18 protein-coding genes are annotated in these 23120 nt (G+C 60.6%); 11 read left to right on the forward strand and 7 right to left on the reverse strand.

What is annotated here, in order from left to right; all coding sequences use genetic code 11:
- Window positions 1-16: 16 nt before the first annotated feature.
- The 4 genes from JWU58_RS08365 to JWU58_RS08380 all read left to right on the forward strand — a co-directional run bounded on the left by JWU58_RS08365 (window position 17) and on the right by JWU58_RS08380 (window position 3962).
- Window positions 17-490 carry a translation initiation factor 2 gene (locus tag JWU58_RS08365; RefSeq protein WP_123443583.1) on the forward strand — a complete coding sequence of 158 codons (474 nt, stop codon included), beginning with the start codon at window positions 17-19 and terminating at the stop codon, window positions 488-490.
- 163 nt (window positions 491-653) lie between these two features.
- Window positions 654-908 (forward strand): YkgJ family cysteine cluster protein, encoded by a 255-nt coding sequence (locus tag JWU58_RS08370; RefSeq protein WP_016770949.1) that lies wholly within the window; start codon window positions 654-656, stop codon window positions 906-908.
- Between the two features lie 40 nt (window positions 909-948).
- On the forward strand, window positions 949-1554 hold the full coding sequence (locus JWU58_RS08375) for an START domain-containing protein (protein WP_016770733.1): 606 nt from the start codon (window positions 949-951) through the stop codon (window positions 1552-1554).
- Between the two features lie 314 nt (window positions 1555-1868).
- Entirely contained in the window at window positions 1869-3962 is a 2094-nt protein-coding gene (locus JWU58_RS08380; RefSeq protein ID WP_016770948.1) for an LTA synthase family protein, read from the forward strand.
- A 72-nt stretch (window positions 3963-4034) separates the two neighbouring features.
- Here JWU58_RS08380 and JWU58_RS08385 read toward each other — a convergent pair whose 3' ends face one another.
- A complete protein-coding gene (locus JWU58_RS08385; protein WP_003183939.1) occupies window positions 4035-4187 on the reverse strand; it encodes a DUF3309 family protein in 153 nt (50 codons plus the stop codon).
- Window positions 4188-4516: 329 nt separating this feature from the next.
- Between JWU58_RS08385 and JWU58_RS08390 the strand changes: the two genes are divergently transcribed.
- The 3 genes from JWU58_RS08390 to csrA all read left to right on the forward strand — a co-directional run bounded on the left by JWU58_RS08390 (window position 4517) and on the right by csrA (window position 6047).
- On the forward strand, window positions 4517-5332 hold the full coding sequence (locus JWU58_RS08390; RefSeq protein ID WP_125926386.1) for an SDR family oxidoreductase: 816 nt from the start codon (window positions 4517-4519) through the stop codon (window positions 5330-5332).
- 63 nt (window positions 5333-5395) lie between these two features.
- Window positions 5396-5728, forward strand: coding sequence for a YnfA family protein (locus tag JWU58_RS08395; RefSeq protein ID WP_016770946.1), 333 nt, complete (start codon window positions 5396-5398; stop codon window positions 5726-5728).
- 133 nt (window positions 5729-5861) lie between these two features.
- Window positions 5862-6047 (forward strand): carbon storage regulator CsrA, encoded by a 186-nt coding sequence (gene csrA / locus JWU58_RS08400; RefSeq protein ID WP_024013891.1) that lies wholly within the window; start codon window positions 5862-5864, stop codon window positions 6045-6047.
- Window positions 6048-6052: 5 nt separating this feature from the next.
- Here csrA and JWU58_RS08405 read toward each other — a convergent pair whose 3' ends face one another.
- From JWU58_RS08405 to JWU58_RS08420, 4 genes are all read right to left on the reverse strand, one after another.
- On the reverse strand, window positions 6053-6280 hold the full coding sequence (locus JWU58_RS08405) for a YheU family protein (RefSeq protein ID WP_003172962.1): 228 nt from the start codon (window positions 6278-6280) through the stop codon (window positions 6053-6055).
- A 169-nt stretch (window positions 6281-6449) separates the two neighbouring features.
- Window positions 6450-7640, reverse strand: coding sequence for an osmoprotectant NAGGN system M42 family peptidase (locus tag JWU58_RS08410; protein WP_024013890.1), 1191 nt, complete (start codon window positions 7638-7640; stop codon window positions 6450-6452).
- 166 nt (window positions 7641-7806) lie between these two features.
- Window positions 7807-9555: an N-acetylglutaminylglutamine synthetase gene (ngg, locus tag JWU58_RS08415; protein ID WP_206421746.1), complete on the reverse strand. Its 1749-nt coding sequence runs from the start codon at window positions 9553-9555 to the stop codon at window positions 7807-7809.
- 3 nt (window positions 9556-9558) lie between these two features.
- Window positions 9559-11331 (reverse strand): N-acetylglutaminylglutamine amidotransferase, encoded by a 1773-nt coding sequence (locus tag JWU58_RS08420; protein WP_206421747.1) that lies wholly within the window; start codon window positions 11329-11331, stop codon window positions 9559-9561.
- Between the two features lie 318 nt (window positions 11332-11649).
- Between JWU58_RS08420 and JWU58_RS08425 the strand changes: the two genes are divergently transcribed.
- Window positions 11650-16473 carry an NEL-type E3 ubiquitin ligase domain-containing protein gene (locus JWU58_RS08425; RefSeq protein WP_206421748.1) on the forward strand — a complete coding sequence of 1608 codons (4824 nt, stop codon included), beginning with the start codon at window positions 11650-11652 and terminating at the stop codon, window positions 16471-16473.
- 3 nt (window positions 16474-16476) lie between these two features.
- Here the strand turns inward: JWU58_RS08425 and mnmC are convergent, their stop codons facing one another.
- Window positions 16477-18456 (reverse strand): bifunctional tRNA (5-methylaminomethyl-2-thiouridine)(34)-methyltransferase MnmC2/FAD-dependent 5-carboxymethylaminomethyl-2-thiouridine(34) oxidoreductase MnmC1, encoded by a 1980-nt coding sequence (mnmC, locus tag JWU58_RS08430; RefSeq protein WP_206421749.1) that lies wholly within the window; start codon window positions 18454-18456, stop codon window positions 16477-16479.
- Between the two features lie 388 nt (window positions 18457-18844).
- On the opposite strand from mnmC, the gene pap reads away from it, so the two are divergent.
- Window positions 18845-20359: a polyphosphate:AMP phosphotransferase gene (gene pap / locus JWU58_RS08435; RefSeq protein ID WP_016770941.1), complete on the forward strand. Its 1515-nt coding sequence runs from the start codon at window positions 18845-18847 to the stop codon at window positions 20357-20359.
- A gap of 103 nt (window positions 20360-20462) precedes the next feature.
- On the forward strand, window positions 20463-21647 hold the full coding sequence (locus JWU58_RS08440) for a thiolase family protein (protein ID WP_123443577.1): 1185 nt from the start codon (window positions 20463-20465) through the stop codon (window positions 21645-21647).
- Between the two features lie 49 nt (window positions 21648-21696).
- Here the strand turns inward: JWU58_RS08440 and JWU58_RS08445 are convergent, their stop codons facing one another.
- On the reverse strand, window positions 21697-21888 hold the full coding sequence (locus JWU58_RS08445; protein WP_123443761.1) for a DUF6316 family protein: 192 nt from the start codon (window positions 21886-21888) through the stop codon (window positions 21697-21699).
- A 208-nt stretch (window positions 21889-22096) separates the two neighbouring features.
- Here JWU58_RS08445 and JWU58_RS08450 point away from each other — a divergent pair, with 208 nt between their 5' ends.
- Window positions 22097-23056: a DMT family transporter gene (locus tag JWU58_RS08450; protein ID WP_206421750.1), complete on the forward strand. Its 960-nt coding sequence runs from the start codon at window positions 22097-22099 to the stop codon at window positions 23054-23056.
- Window positions 23057-23120 lie beyond the last annotated feature (64 nt).

The raw sequence follows: 23120 nt of genomic DNA on the forward strand, positions 1-23120 counted from the left end.
TTAGTTCGTTGGGTCCATGAAAGCGATTGTTCCTGCCGCGTGGGTACTGCTGGGTTTGCTGATGATCGGCCAGGCGCCGGGTGTCCTGGCGGCCGCAGCCCAGGAAAAACCGGCAGCGACCAGTACCACGAACAAAGCCACCAAAACCGCGGCTCCGGCAAAAAAAGCCCAGGCGAAAAAAAACGTCACGGTGAAGAAGCGCCGCCCGGTTGCTTCGAAATCGAAACCCGCCAGCGAAGTGGCCAAGACCAAATTGCCGCCGGCAAAACTCGATCTCAGCCTGCCCAAGGATATGGTTGAAGAGTTGAAGCCCCAGGGCACCGTTGAGCTGCCCAAACGCGAGGCCATCCTGCCGCAGATGTTTGGCGAGAAAGATAACGGCTTCCAGCTCAACGGCCGTTTGCTCAGCAACGAAATGCAGTTGCAACTGCGCAACGAAGCGCGACGCGATGTGGAAGGTGCGGCGCTGGATTTCGAATTCAAGCAATAGATGCAGCCCTCTGCGACGCCCAGAGCAGGCGCTTCGTCGGAGACTGCCCGGTCACTTTCACTTATCGTTGAAAAGCCGCTTGTAGCAATTTGAAACAGTCGTTTTAGCGGTTACTCTGTTTCCCGTCTCTTTACACATCGCCCGTCGCGAGGATCTGTTCGTCATGAAATGCCGTGAAGGCTGTGGCGCTTGCTGCATTGCCCCCTCCATCAGTTCGCCGATTCCCGGCATGCCCGATGGCAAGCCCGCCGGCGAACGTTGCGTGCAACTGTCGGTCGATAACCTGTGCAGCATTTTCGGCCGTCCGGAACGTCCGGCTGTGTGCTCGGGCTTCGCTGCGGATGTCGAGGTATGCGGCAGCAGTTCGGAAGAAGCGATCAGATTGATCGGCTGGTGGGAGCAGATGACGGCGGCGTGATGTGTTCACGAACGGAACTTCAACAATAAGGAATAACACTATGGGTTCGCTGCACCGTATCGCTGTGTTGTGTGGTCTGACTGCCGTACTTGCCACTTCGGTCGCCCAGGCAGAAGACTGGAAAGTGGCCAAGAACGAAGACGGCATCAAGGTTTCCCTGAGCGAAATACCCGGTTCGGACTACAAGTCCTACCAAGGCGTCGCGCTGATGAAAACCACCGTTGCCAAACTGCGCGCCTTGCAGGAAGACGTCTCTGGCGCCTGCGCGTGGATTCACGAGTGCAAGAGCCAGAAACTGCTCAAGCACGAAGGCGATCTGAGCTGGACCTATTCGCAATTCAACACGCCGTGGCCGGTGACCCCGCGTGATTCGGTGCTGAAGATCACCACCGTTGAGGGCGCCGATGGCAGCCTGACCCGTAATCTTGAAGGCGTACCGACCTATCTGCCGGAAGAAAAAGGTTTCGTGCGGGTTCAGCAGGTCAAAGGCTTCTGGAAGTTCGTGCCTAAGGGCGATCAGGTTGAAGTGACTTATCAGGTGCACACCGAGCCGGGCGGTAGCGTGCCGGCCATGGTCGCCAACAAGTTTGTGGTGGATGCGCCATTCAACACCCTGAAAGCGCTGAAAGAACGCGCCGAGAAATAGTCAATTCGCTGTAAGCAAAACGCCCCGACCGGTTCGGGGCGTTTTGTTTTGTCTCTAAATTGTATTTCCAGATATGCGTTGCACGAAATTTTCACAAAGTCTCCAAGACAATTCGCCCGCACTTGTTGCCTGCCATAGCGCTGCCAACCCTTCGAATTAAAGTCTCGAAGAGCAGGGCAGTAATCAATGGCAATGGTGTGAACGATCGTGCAACATTTGCGCACCGCGCACGCCCCGGGGTCTGGACTGACCAATAGAGGGCCTGGCGCCGCTGTATTTTTGCAACTTCAACTTCCAATGGGTCCTAAAACGACATGGCAAACCCGGACGCCCTGAATCAGCAGCGATCTTCTGCTCGCCTGCTGCAACCGACCGTCAAATCGCATCTGGCCTACACGCTGCTGTGCGCACTGGTCATGATGGTCATGTTTTCCGCGCTGCGCCTTGCGCTGCTGGTCTACAACCGCGAGATGATCCTCGACACCCCAGCCGCGACCTTCCTTGAAGCGTTCGTCAACGGTCTGCGTTTCGACCTGCGCCTGGTGGTGTACCTGTGCATTCCGCTGGTGCTGGCACTGTTCAGTGCCCGGGCCATGGCCGCGCGCGGTTTCTTCCGTCTGTGGCTGACCGTCGCGTCGAGCATCGCGCTGTTCCTCGGCCTGATGGAGATGGACTTCTACCGCGAGTTTCACCAGCGCCTCAATGGTCTGGTGTTCCAGTACGTGAAGGAAGACCCGAAAACCGTAATGAGCATGCTCTGGTACGGTTTCCCGGTGGTGCGCTACTTGCTGGCATGGGTAATCGGCACGGTCATTCTGACCCTGGCGTTCAAAGGCGCCGACCGCGCCACCCGCCCGCGCGGACCGTTCAGCGGCGGCAGCGTCAGCTCCCGTCAGGTTGCGCCGTGGTACACCCGCCTGGCGGTGTTCGTGGTTTGCCTGCTGATCTGCGTGGTCGCCGCTCGCGGCACCCTGCGTCAGGGCCCGCCGATGCGCTGGGGTGACGTCTACACCACCGATTCCAACTTCGCCAACCAGCTCGGCCTCAACGGCACGCTGTCGCTGGTCGCCGCAGCCAAGGCGCGCATGGGCGAAGACCGCGACAACATCTGGAAAGCCACCCTGCCGCAGGAACAGGCGCAGCAAGTGGTGCGCGACATGCTGCTGATGCCGGACGACAAACTGGTCGATGCCGACATCGCCGCTGTTCGCCGCGACTACATGCCGCCGGCCGACAAGACCCTGCCGATCAAGAACGTCGTGGTGATCCTGATGGAAAGCATGGCCGGTCACTCGGTCGGTGCTTTGGGCGCGCCGGGCAATATCACCCCGTACCTGGACAAGCTGTCGAAGGAAGGTCTGCTGTTCGACCGTTTCTTCTCCAACGGCACCCACACCCATCAGGGCATGTTCGCGACCATGGCCTGCTTCCCCAACCTGCCAGGTTTCGAATACCTGATGCAGACCCCGGAAGGCAGCCACAAACTGTCCGGCCTGCCGCAGCTGCTCAGCGCCCGCGACTATGACGATGTCTACGTCTACAACGGCGACTTCGCCTGGGATAACCAGTCGGGCTTCTTCAGCAACCAGGGCATGACCAACTTCGTTGGCCGCAACGACTTCGTTAATCCGGTGTTCTCCGATCCGACCTGGGGCGTGTCCGACCAGGACATGTTCGATCGTGGCCTGCAGGAACTGAAGGCGCGGGAAAACGGCAAGCCGTTTTACGCGCTGCTGCAAACCCTGTCCAACCACACGCCGTACGCCTTGCCGACGCCATTGCCGGTCGAGCGCGTCACTGACCGTGGCAGCCTCAACGAACACCTGACCGCCATGCGCTATTCCGATTGGGCGCTCGGCCAGTTCTTCGAGAAGGCGCGCAAAGAGAAGTACTTCAACGAAACCCTGTTCGTCATCGTCGGCGACCACGGCTTCGGCAACGAGCGCCAGATCACCGAAATGGACCTGGGTCGCTTCAACGTGCCGATGCTGATGATTGCCCCGGGCATCCAGCAGAAGTTCGGTACCCGCGACCACACCGTGGGTACGCAGATCGACATCGTGCCGACCATCATGGGCCGCCTCGGTGGCGAAGTGCGTCACCAGTGCTGGGGCCGCGACCTGCTCAACCTGCCGCAGGGCGACACCGGTTTTGGCGTGATCAAGCCTTCGGGCAGCGAGCAGACCACCGCCATCGTCACCGCCGATGAGATTCTGGTGCTGCCGCGTGACAAGGACATGGGCCCGAAAATCTGGAAATATCAGCTGGGCGCCAACCCGCACGCCGAAGTTGTACCGGACGCGCCGCGCACTGCCGAACTCAAACTCAAACTTGAAGCGTTCCTGCAAACCGCAACCAAGAGCTTGCTCGATAACACCGCCGGTGTCATTCACGGCAAGCCGGACTGATCACTCCTTAAAGTCCACGCAATAAAAAAGAGGCCCTTGCAAAAGGGCCTCTTTTTTTACAGCTTCAAATCGTCATATCTTGCCGAGTAACAACAGCACCAGCAGCACGACCAACACCACGCCGATAATACCCGACGGGCCATAACCCCAACTTCTGGAGTGCGGGAAGACCGGCAGACCACCGATCAGCAACAGGATCAGGATGATGATTAGAATTGTGCCCATGGGTGATTTCCTTGTTCAGAGTCTGGAAGAGTCTTGATGCTCAGTGGGCAGCTGGAGAGCAACTAAATTCCAGCCGGCTTACATGTTCCGACTTGCGCCGGTGAAAAATAATTCAATGTTTTTTTAATGTATTTGGATTGCTCGGTTATTTCCTTTCCAGCAAAAAGATCGCAGCCTCGTTGCACTCGTCAGCTCCTGCATGAGACCAACCGGAACGATGACGGCTGGAATCTTTTGATCCTCCATTCAGCAACTGGATGGAGCGTGGGTGAACGAAGTTCCTTCGCTACACTCGGCGCATCTCTCCCGGAACAACAAGGCTGTCCGCTATGCAAAATCGCATGATGATCACTGGTGCAGGCTCAGGCCTGGGTCGCGAAATCGCCCTGCGCTGGGCCCGTGAAGGCTGGCGGCTGGCCTTGTCCGATGTCAGTGAACCCGGCCTGCAGGAAACCCTGAAACTGGTGCGCGAGGCGGGCGGTGACGGCTTCATCCAGCGCTGCGACGTGCGCGATTACAGCCAGCTCACCGCCTTCGCCCAGGCCTGCGAAGAGAAGCTCGGCGGCATCGACATCATCGTCAACAATGCCGGCGTCGCCTCGGGCGGATTCTTCAGCGAGTTGTCGCTGGAAGACTGGGACTGGCAGATCGCGATCAACCTGATGGGTGTGGTCAAGGGCTGCAAGGCGTTCCTGCCGCTGCTGGAACAGAGCAAGGGCAAGATCATCAACATCGCCTCCATGGCCGCGTTGATGCAAGGCCCGGCAATGAGTAACTACAACGTGGCCAAGGCCGGCGTGGTGGCGTTGTCGGAAAGTCTGCTGATCGAACTGGCACAGCAGGAAGTGGCGGTGCATGTGGTTTGCCCATCGTTCTTCCAGACCAACTTGCTCGATTCTTTCCGTGGCCCGACTCCGGCCATGAAAGCCCAGGTCGGCAAGTTGCTGGAAAGTTCGCCGATCAGTGCCGCCGACATCGCTGACTACATCTACCAGCAAGTCGCCGCCGGCGAATTCCTGATTCTGCCTCACGAACAAGGGCGCATGGCCTGGGCGCTCAAACAGAAGAATCCGCAACTGCTCTACAACGAAATGACTTCCATGGCCGAGAAAATGCGCGCCAAGGCCAAACAAAACAACGCTTGATCTTGTTCGATTCCTGCCGCGTCGTTAGGGTGGCCGCCACGGTCACCCTGTCGAGACGCCTCCATGCTCAATTACTTGTGGTTCTTCCTTGCGGCGCTGTTTGAAATCGCCGGCTGTTTTGCCTTCTACATGTGGCTGCGCCAGGGCAAGAGTGCGTTGTGGGTGATTCCCGCGTTGCTCAGCCTGACCCTGTTCGCGCTGTTGCTGACCCGTGTTGAAGCGGCCTACGCCGGGCGCGCCTATGCCGCGTACGGCGGGATCTACATCGTTGCTTCGATTGGCTGGCTGGCGGTGGTCGAGCGGGTGCGTCCGCTGGGCTCGGACTGGATTGGCATGGCTCTGTGCGTGGTCGGTGCCAGCATCATTCTGTTCGGGCCGCGCTTTTCCGCCGCCTGAGGCTTTTGTGCGAAGCGTCTGACAGCTCTGGGCGTGGGCAGCTGTAGGGCAAGACTGATTTGCTCGTCGTGGATTGTGAAGACGCTGTAAGCCGCGCATCTTCAGGGTTTGCCAGTCCTGAAGGATGAATCCCATGCTTGTACTCAGCCGTGTGGTCGGTGAGTTGATTTCAATCGGAGACGACATCACCCTGCGTGTTCTGTCGGTCAACGGCTCCAGCGTGCGCTTCGGCGTCGAGGCGCCGAAAAAGGTCCATGTACACCGCGCCGAGGTCTATGACCGGATCAAGCGCAAGGAGGCCGCGGCGAAGGCTGGCTGACGGTTTCAGTCGAACAGATGCTTGGGTACGTCGTGCTTGAGCATCAGCTGGCACTGTTCGCTTTCCGGGTCGAACACGATCAATGCCTGGCCTTTGGTCAGTGCCTGACGCACGCGCAGGACGCGGGTTTCCAGCGGGGTGTCATCGCCGTTGTCGGTACCGTCGCGGGTGACGAAATCCTCGATCAGGCGGGTGAGGGTGTCGACTTCAAGCGCGTCGTGGGGAATGAGCATGGGCACCTCGGTCAAATCAATGTCGGGATGCTACGGGGATTGGGTTTCGTCTGCCAGTTCTGTATCGGTCTTGCCGGCCCATTCGCGAGCAGGCTCGCTCCCACATTTGAAAGCGATCCCCTGTGGGAGCGAGCCTGCTCGCGAAGGCGGTTATCTGTTCACCGAAGGCTCAACTGTCAGAACGCTGCCCAACCAGACTGTCCACCGGCGGCACGCGGGTTTCGCTTTCCATCTGCGTGTCATGCTCAATCTGATGGCTGAAGCGATCCAGTGAAGCATTGGCCGGCGCCGCATCGCTGGCAAACACCGGCGGGCTGAGAATATACGCGCCGAGCAAGCGGCTGAGCGCCGCCAGACTGTCGATGTGCGTACGCTCGTAGCCGTGGGTGGCATCGCAGCCGAAAGCAAGCAGGGCAGTGCGAATATCGTGGCCGGCGGTGACCGCCGAGTGCGCATCGCTGAAGTAATAGCGGAACATGTCACGGCGCACCGGCAATTCGTGTTCATCGGCCAGACGCAACAGATGCCGCGACAGGTGATAGTCATACGGCCCGCCCGAATCCTGCATCGCCACGCTCACGGCGTGTTCGCTCGAGTGCTGGCCGGGGGCGACCGGTGCGATGTCGATGCCGACAAACTCGCTGACGTCCCAAGGCAATGCCGCCGCTGCACCGCTGCCGGTTTCCTCGGTGATGGTGAACAGTGGATGGCAATCGATGTTCAGTTCCTGGCCGCTGTCGACAATCGCCTTCAGAGCAGCGAGCAATGCGGCAACGCCGGCCTTGTCGTCAAGGTGGCGGGCGCTGATATGGCCGCTTTCGGTGAACTCCGGCAGCGGATCGAAGGCCACCACGTCGCCGACATGAATGCCCAGCGACTCGCAATCGGCCTTGGTCGTGCAGTAGGCGTCCAGCCGCAACTCGACATGGTCCCAGCTGATCGGCATTTCATCGACCTGGGTGTTGAAGGCGTGCCCGGACGCCATCAGCGGCAGCACGCTGCCGCGAATCACCCCGGTGTCGGTAAACAGGCTGACCCGGCTGCCCTCGGCAAAGCGGCTCGACCAGCAACCGACCGGGGCGAGGGTCAGGCGACCGTTGTCTTTCACCGCACGCACAGCAGCGCCGATGGTATCCAGGTGCGCAGACACCGCGCGGTCAGGGCTGCTCTTTTTACCCTTCAACGTCGCGCGAATGGTGCCGCGCCGGGTCATTTCGAACGGAATGCCCAGCTCTTCAAGACGCTCGGCGACGTAGCGCACGATGGTGTCGGTGAAACCGGTCGGGCTGGGAATGGCGAGCATTTCCAGCAGGACTTTTTGCAGGTAAGCCAGATCCGGTTCAGGGATTTGTGTGGTCATGGTCATGGAAACTCCTGATGGGTTGTGCACACCGATGGTTTCGATGAGGAAAATTGGTGGTGACGTTCAGGGCCTCTTCGCGAGCAGGCTCGCTCCCACATTTGGAATGCATTCCCCCTGTGGGAGCGAGCCTGCTCGCGAAGGCGTCAGCCGGAACAACGATGGTTCAAGAGACAGCCGGCTGACTATGCGGAAACAACAGATCGACAAAGCGCTCCGCCGTCGGCTGCGGTTCATGGTTGGCGAGGCCGGCGCGTTCGTTGGCTTCGATGAACACGTACTCGGGCTGATCCGCCGCCGGCACCATCAGATCGAGCCCGACCATCGGAATATCCAGCGCCCGCGCCGCACGCACTGCCGCGTCGACCAGCGTTGGATGAAGAATGTCGGTCACGTCTTCCAGCGTCCCGCCGGTGTGCAGGTTGGCCGTGCGCCGCACGAACAGATGCTCGCCGGCCGGCAGGATGCTGCTGTAGTCGTAACCGGCAGCATGCAGCGTGCGTTGGGTTTCGTGGTCCAGCGGAATCTTGCTTTCGCCACTGGTGGCGGCTTGCCGGCGGCGGCTCTGTGCTTCGATCAGCGCACCGATCGAATGCTGACCATCGCCGACCACTTCGGCGGGCTTGCGAATCGCCGCCGCCACCACTTCAAAACCGATTACCACAATGCGCAGATCAAGGCCTTCGTGGAAGCTCTCCAGCAGCACGCGACTGTCAAACTGCTTGGCGGTTTCGATAGCCTTCTGCACTTCTTCGATGGTGCGCAGATCCACCGCGACGCCTTGGCCCTGTTCGCCATCGAGAGGCTTGACCACCACCCGTTGGTGCTCATCGAGGAAGGCCAGGTTGTCGTCGGCATTGCCCGCCAGTTGCTGCGCCGGCAGTTTCAGGCCTGCGGCCTTGAGCACCTTGTGGGTCAGACTTTTGTCCTGGCACAGGGTCATGCTGATCGCACTGGTCAGATCGCTCAGCGACTCGCGGCAGCGCACGCGACGGCCGCCATGGCTGAGGGTGAACAGCCCGGCGTCGGCGTCATCGACTTGCACGTCGATACCGCGTCGATGCGCTTCTTCGACGATGATCCGCGCGTAAGGATTGAAATTCGCCTCCGGGCCCGGGCCGAGAAACAGCGGCTGGTTGATGCCGTTCTTGCGCTTGATGGCGAAGGTCGGCAGGTTGCGGAAACCCAGTTTGGCGTAAAGGTTTTTCGCCTGACGGTTGTCGTGCAGCACCGACAGATCCAGATAAGCCAGACCACGACTCATGAAGTGCTCGACCAGATGCCGCACCAGCACTTCGCCGACGCCGGGGCGCGAGCAATGCGGGTCGACCGCCAAGCACCAGAGGCTGCTGCCATGTTCCGGATCGTTGAAGGCTTTTTCATGATTGAGGCCCATGACACTGCCGATCACCGCGCCGCTGTCTTCGTCTTCCGCCAGCCAGTACACCGGGCCGCCCTGATGATGTGGCGTGAGCAGCTCCTGATCGATCGGCAACATGCCGCGTGCCTGGTACAAACGGTTGATGCCTTGCCAGTCGGTTTCGCTCTGCGCACGACGAATGCGGAAGCCGCGAAACACTCGCGTGGCCTGCCGGTAATCGCTGAACCACAAACGCAGGGTGTCGGATGGGTCGAGAAACAGCTGCGTCGGCTCAAGGCCGAGAATCTGCTGCGGTGCGGCAACATACAGGGCGATATCGCGCTCGCCGGGTTGCTCGTTGAGCAGCTCCTGCGCCAGTGACGCCGGATCGGGAAAGGTGTGACCGATCAGCAGCCGGCCCCAACCGCAATGCACGGCAATCGGGGCGCTGGCAGGCTCGCTGCCGTCTTCGGCCAGGCGCGCCTGCAAACGTTCATACGAGGGGGCCTGACCACGCAACAGGCGTTGGTTGATGGACGTGGCATGGGGTTTCATCAATCAGATTCCTTGTTCACTGAGCCACAGGTTCAGGGCCGCCAGTTGCCACAGTTTCGAGCCGCGCAATGGGGTCAGTTGGCCTTGCGGGTCAGTCAAAAGCTTGTCGAGCATGCTCGGGTTGAACAGGCCGCGATCCTGGCTCGGATCCAGCAGCAGCTCGCGCACCCAATTGAGTGTGTCGCCCTGCAAGTGCTTGAGACCCGGCACCGGGAAATAGCCTTTCTTGCGGTCGATCACTTCGCTTGGAATGACCCGGCGCGCAGCTTCTTTCAGCACTTGCTTGCCGCCATCGGGCAGCTTGAATTTGCCCGGAACGCGAGCCGACAGTTCGACCAGTCGATAGTCGAGAAACGGCGTACGCGCTTCCAGGCCCCAGGCCATGGTCATGTTGTCGACGCGTTTGACCGGGTCATCGACCAGCATCACCGTGCTGTCCAGGCGCAGCGCCTTGTCCACGGCAGCCTCGGCGCCGAGCTGGGCAAAGTGCTGTTTGACGAAGTCGCCCGCCGCATCGTGGTCGACCAGCCATTTCGGCTGCACAGTCGCCGCGTAGTCGTCGTAGCTGCGATCGAAGAATGCATCGCGATAGGCCGCATAAGGATCCGCCGCGCCGTCGACCTGCGGATACCAGTGGTAACCGGCAAACAGTTCGTCCGCGCCTTGGCCGCTCTGCACCACTTTGCAGTGCTTGGCCACTTCGCGGGACAACAGATAGAACGCGATGCAGTCGTGGCTGACCATCGGTTCGCTCATTGCGCGGAAGGCGGCGGGCAGTTGCTCGATGATTTCTTTCTCGTCGATGCGCAACTGATGGTGGCGGGTGCCGTAGTGCTTGGCGATCAGGTCCGAGTACTGGAACTCGTCGCCGCGCTCGCCGCCGGCATCCTGGAAACCGATGGAGAAGGTCGACAGATTTTCTACGCCGACTTCGCGCAACAGGCCGACGAGCATGCTCGAATCGACACCGCCCGAAAGCAACACACCGACATCCACTGCCGCACGCTGACGAATCGCCACCGCTTCGCGGGTGCTGTCGAGGACGCGATCGACCCAGTCTTCCAGATTGAGGTTTTTCTCGTCTTCATTCGGGCCGTAGGGCAGGGTCCACCAGGTTTTCTGCTCGGTGCGGCCATCGGCCTCAACGCGCATCCAGGTGGCCGGCGGCAGTTTTTCGATACCGGCCAGCAAGGTGCGCGGCGCAGGCACCACCGCGTGGAAGTTCAGATAGTGATTGAGCGCAACCGGATCGAGGATCGGGTTGATGTCGCCGCCCTTGAGCAGCGCCGGCAGTGCCGAGGCGAAGCGCAGGCGTTGGCCAGTACGCGACAGGTAAAGCGGCTTCACGCCGAGACGGTCACGGGCGATGAACAGGCGCTTGGCATCGCGTTCCCAAATGGCGAAGGCGAACATGCCGTTGAGCTTCGGCAGCAATCCCTCGCCCCAGGCGTGATAACCCTTGAGCAGCACTTCGGTGTCGCCACCCGAATAGAAGGCATAACCCAGTGCTTCAAGCTCTGCGCGCAGTTCCGGGAAGTTGTAGATCGCACCGTTGAACGCCAGGGACAGGCCCAGTTGGCTGTCGATCATCGGCTGCGCCGAGCCGTCCGACAGGTCCATGATTTTCAGGCGTCGATGACCCAGGGCAATCGGCCCTTGGGCATGGAAGCCCCACGCGTCAGGGCCGCGAGGGGCCAGGTGATGGGTGATTCTCTCGATCGCTGCAAGGTCTGCAGGTTGTTGATCAAAACGTAACTCGCCAGCTAATCCGCACATAAAGTCCTTACCGGTTTTTCCGTTGGGGAAGGTCAAGCCGTACCACGCGAAAAGTGCGGGTACTCAGAAACTGACCTGTCACGGTAGGCGGAGTTTTAGATCGATAAGTTATAAGCGCGGCGCTACGGCCTCTGCAGGTCGGTGCTAGAGGGCGCCCTGGCAGCGTTAGCCGGTTTTTTTTGCGGGGCGGTAGCGGGCTGTTTTATAGGCCGAAAAACTGCGTGTGTTTGCGGCATTTGCCAGCAGTTTTTTCCATTATCAATTCATTCACACCATCGCTAAGGTCGAAAGCCCCAACAGCAATAAAGGACTATTGCCATGTCAGTGCAGCAACAGAAACAAAACCTTGCTCCATCTTCAGTGCTCGGCACGCTGCTGGAAGCCACCGCAGACCTCGACACGGCCGAGGCCCTGGAGAAAAGTCTGCCGCCTTATTTGCTCAAGGCTTCGACCGACACGCTGGCGACGCTGGATCAGACCGCTCGCGAGCTGCATCGCCTGCAGCTCAAAATGGCCAAGGATCTGGCCGGATTGCAATCGTTGCGCAGTTTCTGCAAAACAGAACTCACCGCTGCGTTGAACGCCAAATGGCCGGCGGTCTATGACGTCGAACAGGATGTGCTCAGTCTGCCGGGTGACGATTGCGGCTGCGACGCGACGGCGACCAACCAGGCGGGTATCGATGTTGTAAAACACGCCGCGCAAACCCTGCTGCAGGCGGCGATGCAGAACTTCACTGAAGACGAGGAGCAAGCCGATGGTTTCCCGTCCGGCAGTGTCGTGCGCATTGCCAGTGCGCCTGCGGGAGTGCAGGGCCTGACACCGCAGGCGTTCGCCGCGTTGTGCCGCACGCTCGACCTGGGCAAGAAATATCAGCAACATTTCCAGCAAGTCTTCGGCCTGCGCGATGCCGACGGCAAAGTCGTGACCAGCAGTGTCCTGACCCGCGACATTGGCGCGATGAAAAAAAGCCTGTTGCAGCTCGACGCTCATCTGGCCGCGCTCAAGGCTGATATCACTCCGCAGGGATTGCGCATGCTGCAGGATCTGATTGACGCCCAGGGCGTGGCGTCGGCAACCCTGCGCCACGGCAACGACCCGATGATCATGCAGGGCATCGAGATACTGGACAGCTGCGTGTGGGGCGTCGTGGTGTTCTGCGCGCGCTCGGTGCAGGAGCATCCCGAGGATGGTTGCCTGGTCTACATGGCGGGCGAGCCCGAGAGGGCGTTGTACGAATATCCGAGCTTCAATGCCTTCAAAAACTATCTCACGCAACAACTGCGCAAACCGGACTACAAGGATTATTTCGGTCGATGCCTTGATGAGGATGACAAGGCCGATTTCTTCAAAACGTTCGAGGAAAAAGGCGAGTTGGGCCTCATCAGGCAACTGTCGATGAGTGTCCCGCTTTTTGATTTCATGGTGCAGAGTCACGTCGGCAAATTACAGATCGATGCGCGCAAACTGGCAGTGCCGACGGCAGATATCGATGAGGACGCACGCCAGAAACGTCTGCTGGATTTTCTCCAGTTGGGCGTGACCATTGCGTCAGTGGCGGGCATGTTTGTGCCGGTCCTTGGCCAGCTGATGATGGGCGTTGCGGTCGGGCAATTGCTCGGCGAAGTGTTTGAAGGGGTCGAAGACTGGCAGCGTGGCGATCATCAGCAAGCGCTTTCGCACCTGCTCAGCGTGGTGGAGAACATCGCGTTGATGACGGCGTTTGCCGGCGGGCAGAAGGCGTTGGGCACGCTGGGCGGCAAACTGCTGCGCTCGCACCCGGAGTTCTTCGGGCAATTTCGGGCCATCCTCAATCACGCAGGCAAGGCACGTTTGTGGAAGCCCGATCTCGTTGCCTATGAGCATTCACTCCCGGCGGGATTCACCATTGATGCCAGCTCCAAGGAGTTTTATCAGGTGGGCCGCAAAACCCTTGGGCGTGTCGATCATCGATTCTTTGCCGGCAGTTACGATGCCGATGCCAGCCTGTGGCGTCTGGAGCATGCCAGTCGCGCTGACGCCTATGCCCCGGAGTTGGCCCGACACGTTGAGGGCGGCTGGCGCATTCCTGGCGAAGAGCCCGAGGAGTGGGGCAGTTCTGCGTACGCACTCAAACGCATCGACCCGCACCTGAGCGAATTCAGCGACAGCGACCTCGATAACATGCGTCGGCTCAGTGGCACCAGTCATGACCAATTGCTCCAGGCGTTCAACGATAACCTGGCGTTGCCGGAGCGTCTGCGCGACACGGTGGAACGCGTGCGTCTCTCCCGTCAACTGCGCCAGCTAACCCGCGAACTGCAGGCCGGCGAAGTACATTCCGGCCAGCCCGCCGACGAGCAATTGCACGCATTGCCCAAGCTCAAGGGCTGGCCAACCGACCGCTACATCGAGGTGACCAACGCCGATGGCAGCGTCGAGGCAACTTATCCATTGACCCGCGAGCCCGACGAAGCTCTGAGCGTGGTAGTCAGCCGTGAACAACTGGCGGCGGGGCAGTTGCTGCGAACGGTCATTGATGGCCTGTACCAGAACGAAGTCGATGCTCTGCTCGGCAGTAAAACCGCCGCCAGTCTGGAAGAGTCGGCGCTGGCGAAAAAGCTCGGCGCGGCGCTGAAGACGGATCATCGGGCGGTGCTTGAGCGTATGTATCAGCGTTATGACCGGAGCGAGGCGGACGATGTGCTGAAGTTGCGCAAGGTCTTTGCCGCCATTACGACGCGCCATGGGCAGCGGCTGATCGAGCGCGCGCCGAGTATCGAACGATTGCATCTGCGCGAGACCGGGCAGGTGCCGTTACGGATGGGGCAACGCGTCAGGCAAAACATTAACGCAGTGCGACTCGATCGTGCTCTGGCAGGTTTGCATTGGCCACGCCTGGCCAATGTCGATACCGACAAACTGGCCATTCAGTTGCTGCCACGAATGAGCGGCTGGGATGCACAATTGCGCTTGCAAGTGCGTGACAAGACACTTGCCGGGCCAATCCTGGAAGCCATCGGCGATGCCTCTGCGAAACCCGAAAATACCTGCTCGCTGGTGAAGTCTGCTGCCGGTTACGAGGCGTTCAGTGGCGACGGCAAGTCACTTGGCAAAGTGGCAGCAGCGCCGGGGGATCTGTACAGCGCGATTCTCAAAGCGCTGCCGTTGCGTCAGCGGACGGCCGCCGGGTTGGGCGAGTCTGCGCAGGCCGACACGGTGCGCTTGCGCAGCAAATTGCTCGATGCGGCGCTGGATGAACGCGAGGAGACGGCGCAGACATTGGTTCGCGGCACGTTTGAGCCTCGGCTTGCCGAGCCGGCCTGCATGCAGAGCGATCAGGCTGCCGGGACGGAGCATTCGCGGGCGCTGCTGCGCAAGGCGCGCAAACTGTATCCACGCTTGAATCAGCAGCAGCTCAGCCAATTGCTCGATGAGCTGGGCGATGATCCGTTGAGCCGTGCGACCCGCATCAAAGCCCTGCGTCAGGATCTGCAAACCCTGCGTGACGCGCTGTTTGTCTGGAGCGAAGATGCCGCGGCCCTGAAAGCCATGGGTGGCGATCTGGCCGAAGCGCGGCACAGTCGGAAAATCGCCGCCGAGTTGATCGAAGAAGGATTTCGACGCTTTCATTGGGCCACCAACGAAGAGGGAAAAAGCCTCTGTACCCTCAACCTTGACGGCATGCGCATCGGTAAGGTGCCAACATTGCCGCCGTCGGTGAGCTTTGACCACATAGAGCAATTGTCGATGCGCAACATGGCGCTGGGGGATGATGTGGCGTACTTCCTCAAGTCCTTCAAACAGCTAGAGCTACTGGAACTGGGCAGCAACACGATCACCCGGCTGCCTGAAGTGTTGTCGCACATGCCGCGTCTGCAACGGCTGAGCCTAGCAAACAATCAGCTCAAGCTGACCGAACAGACCCTGGCGAAGCTGAACAACCTGAGCACGTTGCGCTACCTGAATCTGGACAAGAATCCGTTGGGCGCCACCCCGGATTTCAGTCAAATGACGCAACTGCGCCGCTTGTCCCTGCAAGACACCGGCATCACGGAACTGCCAGAAGGCCTGTCCAATTCCGTCCACATTGAATTGATGAACCTGACCGGGAATAAAATCAAAGAGCTGCCCGACTGGTTATTCCAGAAAACACGCCATTTCACCAGCGCACTCAAGCTGGGACTGAATCCTTTTTCCGAACGCAGCAAAACGCATCTGGAAAACTATCGCGATAATTTCGGCATCGGTATGGACTACCTCCCCGATGACATCGCCAGGATGAACGAGCAACACGCCCGCTCGCTCTGGTTGACCAAGAACAGTGGCGAGGAGTGGGCAGAACAGACGCGGATCTGGACGGCATTGCGAAACGAGCCGAAGGCCGATGGCTTGTTCACCGTGCTGGCGCAACTGGGCGATACCGCGGACGGGAAAAAGGCCAGCGCCGAATTGCAGCGACGCGTCTGGGCGGTACTGAAGGCGGCCGAAGCTGACGGGCCGCTGTGTGAACAAGTGCTCGACACGGCTGCCGATCCGCTTCATTGCACCGACAACGCAACGCTGGTGTTCAGTCGCCTGGAAGTCGAGGTGGAAGTCGAGCGGGTAACCAGCGCGGCAAGCGGCCGCAAGGTCACTGCCAAAGCTCTGCTGGAACTGGGCCGCAGTCTGTTCAGGCTGGACAAGCTGGAAGAAATTGCCTTGGAGCATTCGCTCCGGGCGCCGAAGGTCGATGCACTGGAAATGAACCTTGCTTATCGCATCGGTCTGACCGATGAGCTGGGGCTGCGCGGTCAACCGAAAGGTATGCTGTTCGATGCCCAGAGTGGCGTGACAGCCGCTGATCTTGAGGTCGCCAGGAATCGCGTGATGACTGCCGAACTTTCCCCGCAATGGCTGAAATACATGCAGGAGCGAACGTTCTGGCGTGATTATCTGAAGCGTACGTTTACGCGCAAATTTTCAATGATCGATGAATCGTTCGCGCCGCGCATGAGTGCTCTCGATGAGCAGGCGGACACCCTGCTCAGTGCCGACTATGTGAGTCAGGCGAATGCCCTCCAGCTTGAAAAGGAGCAGGCACAAGAGGCAGTGATCAAGCGCCTGACCGAAGAGTCCATACGCCTGATGGACCTCGGCCTCTGTGTGATGCCGGACATCTGATATTCACTTGCCGCGAATCAGTTTGCGCAAGGCAAACCGGTTGGGATGGCACGCTTCGGCCACGCTGCGCGGCAACGGCAGCGGCTCGTTGTCCAGCCACGCGGCGAGCAGTTCGCCGGACAGCGGCGCGGTGATCAGCCCGCGAGAACCGTGGCCGCTGTTGACGTACAGACCGTCGAGCCACGGGCAGGCGAGGTCCGGCACTTGTCGGGCGTCTTTGCTCAACGCAGCGTAGGTTTGATTGAAGGTTTGCAGATCAGCGAGCGGGCCGACAATCGGCAGGTAATCGGGGCTGGTGCAGCGATAGGCTGCGCGGCCCTCAAGGTTCTCAATTGGCTGCTCGCTGATGTTCAGACGGCTCAGCAGGTCGCTGGAAATCTCTTCGAGCATCGCCAGATTGCCTTGGTGCTCGGCAGTCGTGGGCGTCAGGTCGTCGCTGTTGAAGTCGAAACTCGCGCCCAGGGTGTGCGCGCCCAGACGCGCCGGGGCGACGTAGCCTTCGGCGCACACCACGGTGGCCAGCGCACGACTGTCTGCGGTTTCAGGCAAACGCGTGATCTGCCCGCGAATGCGCTTGAGCGGCAATTCGGCACTCTGGGCAAAACGTTTGATTTCGGCAGCTCCGGCCAGGATCACCACCGGCGCACTGGCGAGCAAACGCTCGCCGTCGAACGCTTGCCACTGGTCAGCGACTTTGCGCAGTTCCAAAGCTTCGTGATGGCTGAGCAATTCAATGTTGGCGTGCATCGCCTGGGCCTGACACAGTGCCGGCGGATGCACCCAGCCGCCTTCGGGGTAGAACAAACCGCCGTGGGCCACGCCGACACCGGCGCGAGCCTGCGCTTCGGGTTGTTCCAGCCACTGCAAGAGATCTTCAGGAAACGCCGCCGCCAGTTGCCCGTGGCGCTCGGCTTCCTTGGCATTGAACGCCAATTGCAGCACGCCGCAGTCATCCCAGTCGCTGCCGCGTTGCAGGCTTTCCAGCAGGCGCCGGGTGTAACCGAAGCCACTGACAATCAACTGCGACAACGCCGTGCCATGGGCGGACAACTTGAGATAGAGCACGCCTTGCGGATTCCCCGAAGCTTCCTGCGCCACCGCCGCGTGGCGCTCCAGCAGACTCACCTGCCAGCCGCGCGCCGCCAGACTCGACGCCGTCGCGCAGCCGGCCAGACCGGCGCCGATCACCAGCGCCCGGCGCTCACCGCGCAACGGAGCAGGGCGGGCGAACCAGGTTTTCGCCGGTATGGGCGCCGCCACCTCGGCGGGCCAGCCGAGAAATTCGCCACGCAGGATTTCCCACTTGTGGCCGATGCCCGGTGTGCGCTTCATCTTGAACCCGGCAGCGTTGAGCAGACGCCGGACCCAACCGGTGCTGGTGAAGGTGCTGATAGTCGATCCCGGTGCGGCCAGGCGCGCCAGTTCGACGAACAGCTCAGCGGTCCACATGTCCGGATTTTTCGCCGGAGCGAAACCGTCGAGAAACCACGCGTCGATCTGCGCATCGAGTTGCGGCAGTTGCTCCAGCGCATCGCCGATGAGCAAGGTCAGCGTCACTCGACCTTCGGCCAAAGTAATGCGCTGAAAGCCTTGATGAATCGCCACGTAGTGCTTGAGCAACTGATCGGCCAACGGCTTGAGTTCCGGCCACAGTGCCAAGGCCCGGCGCAGATCCGCAGGCGCCAGCGGGTACTTCTCGACGCTGACAAAATGCAAACGCGCGCCGGCCACCGCGTGCTGTTCGAACAACTGCCAGGCGCAGAGAAAATTCAGCCCGGTGCCGAAGCCGGTTTCGCCAATGACCAGCCGACCATCCGCCGGTAGCGCAGCGAAGCGCTCGGCCAGACGGTTCTGGTCAAGAAACACGTAACGGGTTTCCTCCAGCCCCGACTGATCGGAAAAATACACGTCATCGAACACCCGCGAACGTGGGCGTCCCTGGTCGTCCCAGTCGAGTTGGGCGTGGGGCATTTCGGCTTTCATGGCAGGCTCGGCAAACACAAGGCGGCCATTCTAGCCGATCGCGCCGGTACTACCTGATCCAGCACAAGACTCTCGGTGAAAAGAACCCTGTGGCGAGGGGATTTATCCCCGCTGGACTGCGAAGCAGTCCCAGAACCACAAGACTCGCAGTGAAAAGAACCCTGTGGCGAGGGGATTTATCCCCGCTGGACTGCGAAGCAGTCCCAAAACCATCCACCCCGGTTTCCCGATCCAAACCACACTTCCCGTATCTACGACTACTGCACAGCCAGTCAACGATAAATCCCCTCACCACAAAGTTCTCATCCCGTCCTGAGTTCATGGGAATTTCTGCCCTGCGCCCGTGCCCAATCCGCTAGTCTTGCTGAACCCTGGAAGGAGCCGTCCAATGTTTGAATCCGCTGAAATCGGTCACGCCATCGACAAAGACACTTATGAGGCGGCGGTCCCTGCGCTGCGTGAAGCCTTGCTGGAAGCGCAGTTCGAGTTGCAGCAGCAGAAACGCTTTCCGGTGATCATCCTGATCAACGGCATCGAAGGGGCGGGCAAGGGCGAGACGGTCAAGCTGCTCAACGAGTGGATGGACCCGCGCCTGATCGAAGTGCGCACCTTCGACCAACAAACCGATGAAGAACTGGCGCGGCCACCCGCCTGGCGCTACTGGCGGATGCTGCCGGCCAAGGGCCGGATGGGCGTGTTCTTCGGCAACTGGTACAGCCAGATGCTCCAGGGCCGGGTGCACGGACTGTTTAAGGATCCGCGTCTGGACCAGGCCATCGCCGGCGCCGAGCGTCTGGAAAAAATGCTCTGCGATGAAGGCGCGCTGATCTTCAAGTTCTGGTTTCACCTGTCCAAGAAGCAGATGAAAGCGCGGCTCAAATCGCTGGCCGACGATCCGCTGCACAGTTGGCGCATCAGCCCGCTGGACTGGCAGCAGTCGCAGACCTACGACAAGTTCGTCAAATACGGCGAGCGCGTGCTGCGCCGTACCAGCCGCGATTACGCGCCGTGGCATGTCATCGAAGGCGTCGATGCCAATTACCGCAGCCTGGCGGTGGGCAAGATTCTCCTCGAAGGCCTGCAAAGTGCGCTCAAGCGCGCCGACGTCAATCCCCACGAAGTCAGTGCCGCGCCGCTGGGCACGCCGGTCGATCAGTTGAACCTGCTCGACAGCCTCGACCTGACCCAGCGTCTGGACAAGAAAGACTATGAAGAACAACTGATCACCGAGCAGGCGCGCCTGTCCGGGCTGATGCGCGACAAACGCATGCGTCGCCATGCGCTGGTCGCGGTGTTCGAGGGTAACGACGCGGCGGGCAAGGGCGGGGCGATTCGCCGCGTGGCAGCGGCGCTCGATCCGCGTCAGTACAGCATCGTGCCGATCGCTGCGCCGACCGAAGAAGAGCGCGCACAACCGTATCTGTGGCGGTTCTGGCGACACCTTCCGGCGCGGGGCAAATTTACCGTGTTCGACCGCTCTTGGTATGGGCGGGTGCTGGTCGAGCGGATCGAAGGCTTCTGCACTCCGGCCGACTGGCTGCGCGCCTACGGCGAAATCAATGACTTCGAAGAGCAACTGGCCGATGCCGGCGTCATCGTCGTCAAGTTCTGGCTGGCCATCGACAAGGACACGCAGATGGAGCGCTTTCAGGAGCGCGAAGAGATTTCCTTCAAGCGTTTCAAGATTACCGAGGACGACTGGCGCAACCGGGAAAAGTGGGACGACTATCGCCGGGCGGTCGGCGACATGGTTGATCGCACCAGCACCGAGATCGCGCCGTGGACGCTGGTCGAGGCCAACGACAAACGCTGGGCGCGGGTGAAAGTGTTGCGCACCATCAACCGCGCGCTGGAAGACGCGTTCGAGAAATCCGACAAGAAGGCCAAAAAGCACAAGGACTGAGGCGATGGCCGCGCATACGCCGGGTGAATGATCCTCGCGGTCGGCAAGAAGGTGGACTTATGCTCAGGTCCACTCTCAACCGACAACAACAATGAGGTATGCCATGCGTGAAGTGGTGATCGTCGACAGCGTGCGGACCGGCCTGGCCAAATCCTTTCGCGGCAAGTTCAACCAGACCCGCCCCGATGACATGGCGGCCCACTGCGTCAATGCCCTGCTGACACGCAACGATATCGACCCGACCAGCGTCGAGGACTGCATCGTCGGCGCCGGCTCCAACGAGGGCGCGCAGGGCTACAATATCGGCCGCAACGTCGCGGTGCTGTCGCGCCTGGGCACCGGCACCGCCGGCATGACCCTCAACCGTTTCTGCTCCTCGGGCTTGCAGGCGATTGCGATTGCCGCCAACCAGATCGCCTCCGGTTGCAGCGACATCATCGTTGCCGGCGGCGTCGAGTCGATCAGCCTGACCCTGAAAAGCGTCAACACCGATCATCTGATCAACCCGCTGCTCAAGCAACAGACTCCCGGCATCTACTACACCATGGGCCAGACCGCCGAAGTGGTGGCGCGCCGTTACGGTGTCAGCCGCGAAGCCCAGGATCGCTATGCGCTGCAAAGCCAGATCCGTACGGCCCAGGCCCAGGCTGCGGGTTTGTTCGATGATGAAATCGTGCCGATGGCGGTGAAATACCGCGTCGAGGACAAGAACAGTGGCGAAGTGCAGATTGTCGACGGCGTCGTCGAGCGCGACGACTGCAACCGCCCGGACACCACCTACGAAAGCCTTGCCGGTTTGAAACCGGTGTTCGCCGACGACGGTTCGGTGACGGCGGGCAATTCCTCGCAGCTGTCCGATGGTGCCTCGATGACGCTGGTGATGAGCCTGGATAAAGCCTTGGAACTGGGGCTCAAGCCGAAAGCGTTTTTCCGTGGCTTCACCGTCGCCGGCTGCGAGCCGGACGAAATGGGCATCGGCCCGGTGTTCTCGGTGCCGAAACTGCTCAAGGCCAAGGGCCTGCAGGTGGCGGATATCGATCTGTGGGAATTGAACGAGGCGTTCGCTTCGCAGTGCCTGTACAGCCGCGACCGGCTGGAGATCGACAACGACAAGTACAACGTCAACGGCGGCTCGATTTCCATCGGCCACCCGTTCGGCATGACCGGCTCGCGTCAGGTCGGGCATCTGATCCGGGAATTGCAGCGACGCAATTTGCGCTACGGCATCGTCACCATGTGCGTGGGTGGCGGGATGGGGGCGAGTGGGTTGTTTGAGGCGGTGCGCTAAAGGATTGGTTGCCTGTTCAGGCCCCTTCGCGAGCAGGCAGCGCCACGGTTCAGCGGCTGGAATCCTGCCGCTGCATCCGCGCTATATAAGCCTGAATCTCCCGCTCGATCACCTGACTGTCATACGGCCCTTCAAGGGTATTTTCCCGGGTGCTGAAATACAGCTCGCCATTGACCCGACACACGCGGTCGCTGCGAAAACGGGTGGCGGGGGCGCTGTCCTCGGCGCGCATGGCGTACATGTCGGTCTCCCTGATATGCGTTGAAAAGTCTGCAATCAGCTTATGCCTGAAGCACTTGGCGCGCCTGCCCGGCCGATCAACGGCGGCGCGCCGGTTTACTGCTGCGACCTGCACAGTTTCATTCGCGGCCTGCCGGCAACTGTCCCTGTGTTGTGCGCAGCCGGACGCCTAGAATGAGTGTTCTTGTCAGCAGGCTTTTGGGGTTCGCATGCACATTTCATCGGGGCGCTGGGTGTACGGACTGTTCCTGGCGCTGCTGACCGCGTTTCTGTGGGGCATCCTGCCGATCAAGCTCAAACAGGTATTGCAGGTGATGGACCCGGTCACGGTGACCTGGTTTCGCCTGATGGTGTCCGGTGGCTGCCTGTTCATCTATCTGGCGTCGGTCAAGCGCCTGCCAAGTCGCAAGGTGCTCGGGCCGAAGGGTGGCTGGCTGGTGCTGATGGCGGTACTGGGGCTGGTCGGAAATTACGTGCTGTACCTGATGGGCCTCAACCTGCTCAGCCCCGGCACCGCGCAATTGGTGGTGCAAATGGGGCCGATCATGCTGCTGATCGCCAGTCTGTTCGTGTTCAAGGAGCGCTTCAGCATCGGCCAGGGCATCGGCTTGCTGGTGTTGCTGATCGGCTTTGGCCTGTTCTTCAATCAGCGCCTGGCCGAGCTGCTGACTTCGCTGTCCGACTACACCGCCGGCGTGCTCTTGGTGCTGCTGGCGTCGACAGTCTGGACCTTCTATGCGCTGGGCCAGAAGCAATTGCTGACGGTGTGGAATTCGTTGCAGGTGATGATGGTGATCTATCTGTCCTGCGGGTTATTGCTGACGCCGTGGGTGCATCCGCTGGAAGCGCTGAACCTGAGCCCGTTGCAGGGCTGGCTGCTATTGGCGTGCTGCATGAACACCTTGATCGCCTACGGCGCATTCGCCGAAGCACTGGCGCATTGGGAAGCATCGCGGGTCAGCGCGACGCTGGCGATCACGCCGTTGGTGACGTTTGTGGCGGTGGCGATTGCGGCGCGGATCTGGCCGGACTATGTGCATGCCGAGCAGATCAATGCGCTGGGCTACGGCGGGGCGGTGCTGGTGGTGCTGGGTTCGGCGCTGGTGGCGTTGGGGCCGTCGTTGATTGCCGGCCTCAAGGCGCGGCGGGCCAGGGTTGTGCCTGGCTGAAGATCGGCGGCGCCTGAATTCGCGAGCAGGCTCGCTCCCACTTTGCAATGCAATTTTCCTGTGG

The sequence above is a fragment of the Pseudomonas atacamensis genome, from assembly GCF_017167965.1.
Taxonomy (GTDB): domain Bacteria; phylum Pseudomonadota; class Gammaproteobacteria; order Pseudomonadales; family Pseudomonadaceae; genus Aquipseudomonas; species Aquipseudomonas atacamensis.

Excerpts from the sequence above, each read along its gene's own strand:
- JWU58_RS08365 (WP_123443583.1), top strand. The coding sequence starts at position 17 with ATGAAAGCGATTGTTCCTGCCGCGTGGGTACTGCTGGGTTTGCTGATG.
- JWU58_RS08370 (WP_016770949.1), top strand. The coding sequence starts at position 654 with ATGAAATGCCGTGAAGGCTGTGGCGCTTGCTGCATTGCCCCCTCCATC.
- JWU58_RS08375 (WP_016770733.1), top strand. The coding sequence starts at position 949 with ATGGGTTCGCTGCACCGTATCGCTGTGTTGTGTGGTCTGACTGCCGTA.
- JWU58_RS08380 (WP_016770948.1), top strand. The coding sequence starts at position 1,869 with ATGGCAAACCCGGACGCCCTGAATCAGCAGCGATCTTCTGCTCGCCTG.
- JWU58_RS08385 (WP_003183939.1), bottom strand. The coding sequence starts at position 4,187 with ATGGGCACAATTCTAATCATCATCCTGATCCTGTTGCTGATCGGTGGT.
- JWU58_RS08390 (WP_125926386.1), top strand. The coding sequence starts at position 4,517 with ATGCAAAATCGCATGATGATCACTGGTGCAGGCTCAGGCCTGGGTCGC.
- JWU58_RS08395 (WP_016770946.1), top strand. The coding sequence starts at position 5,396 with ATGCTCAATTACTTGTGGTTCTTCCTTGCGGCGCTGTTTGAAATCGCC.
- csrA (WP_024013891.1), top strand. The coding sequence starts at position 5,862 with ATGCTTGTACTCAGCCGTGTGGTCGGTGAGTTGATTTCAATCGGAGAC.
- JWU58_RS08405 (WP_003172962.1), bottom strand. The coding sequence starts at position 6,280 with ATGCTCATTCCCCACGACGCGCTTGAAGTCGACACCCTCACCCGCCTG.
- JWU58_RS08410 (WP_024013890.1), bottom strand. The coding sequence starts at position 7,640 with ATGACCACACAAATCCCTGAACCGGATCTGGCTTACCTGCAAAAAGTC.
- ngg (WP_206421746.1), bottom strand. The coding sequence starts at position 9,555 with ATGAAACCCCATGCCACGTCCATCAACCAACGCCTGTTGCGTGGTCAG.
- JWU58_RS08420 (WP_206421747.1), bottom strand. The coding sequence starts at position 11,331 with ATGTGCGGATTAGCTGGCGAGTTACGTTTTGATCAACAACCTGCAGAC.
- JWU58_RS08425 (WP_206421748.1), top strand. The coding sequence starts at position 11,650 with ATGTCAGTGCAGCAACAGAAACAAAACCTTGCTCCATCTTCAGTGCTC.
- mnmC (WP_206421749.1), bottom strand. The coding sequence starts at position 18,456 with ATGAAAGCCGAAATGCCCCACGCCCAACTCGACTGGGACGACCAGGGA.
- pap (WP_016770941.1), top strand. The coding sequence starts at position 18,845 with ATGTTTGAATCCGCTGAAATCGGTCACGCCATCGACAAAGACACTTAT.
- JWU58_RS08440 (WP_123443577.1), top strand. The coding sequence starts at position 20,463 with ATGCGTGAAGTGGTGATCGTCGACAGCGTGCGGACCGGCCTGGCCAAA.
- JWU58_RS08445 (WP_123443761.1), bottom strand. The coding sequence starts at position 21,888 with ATGTACGCCATGCGCGCCGAGGACAGCGCCCCCGCCACCCGTTTTCGC.
- JWU58_RS08450 (WP_206421750.1), top strand. The coding sequence starts at position 22,097 with ATGCACATTTCATCGGGGCGCTGGGTGTACGGACTGTTCCTGGCGCTG.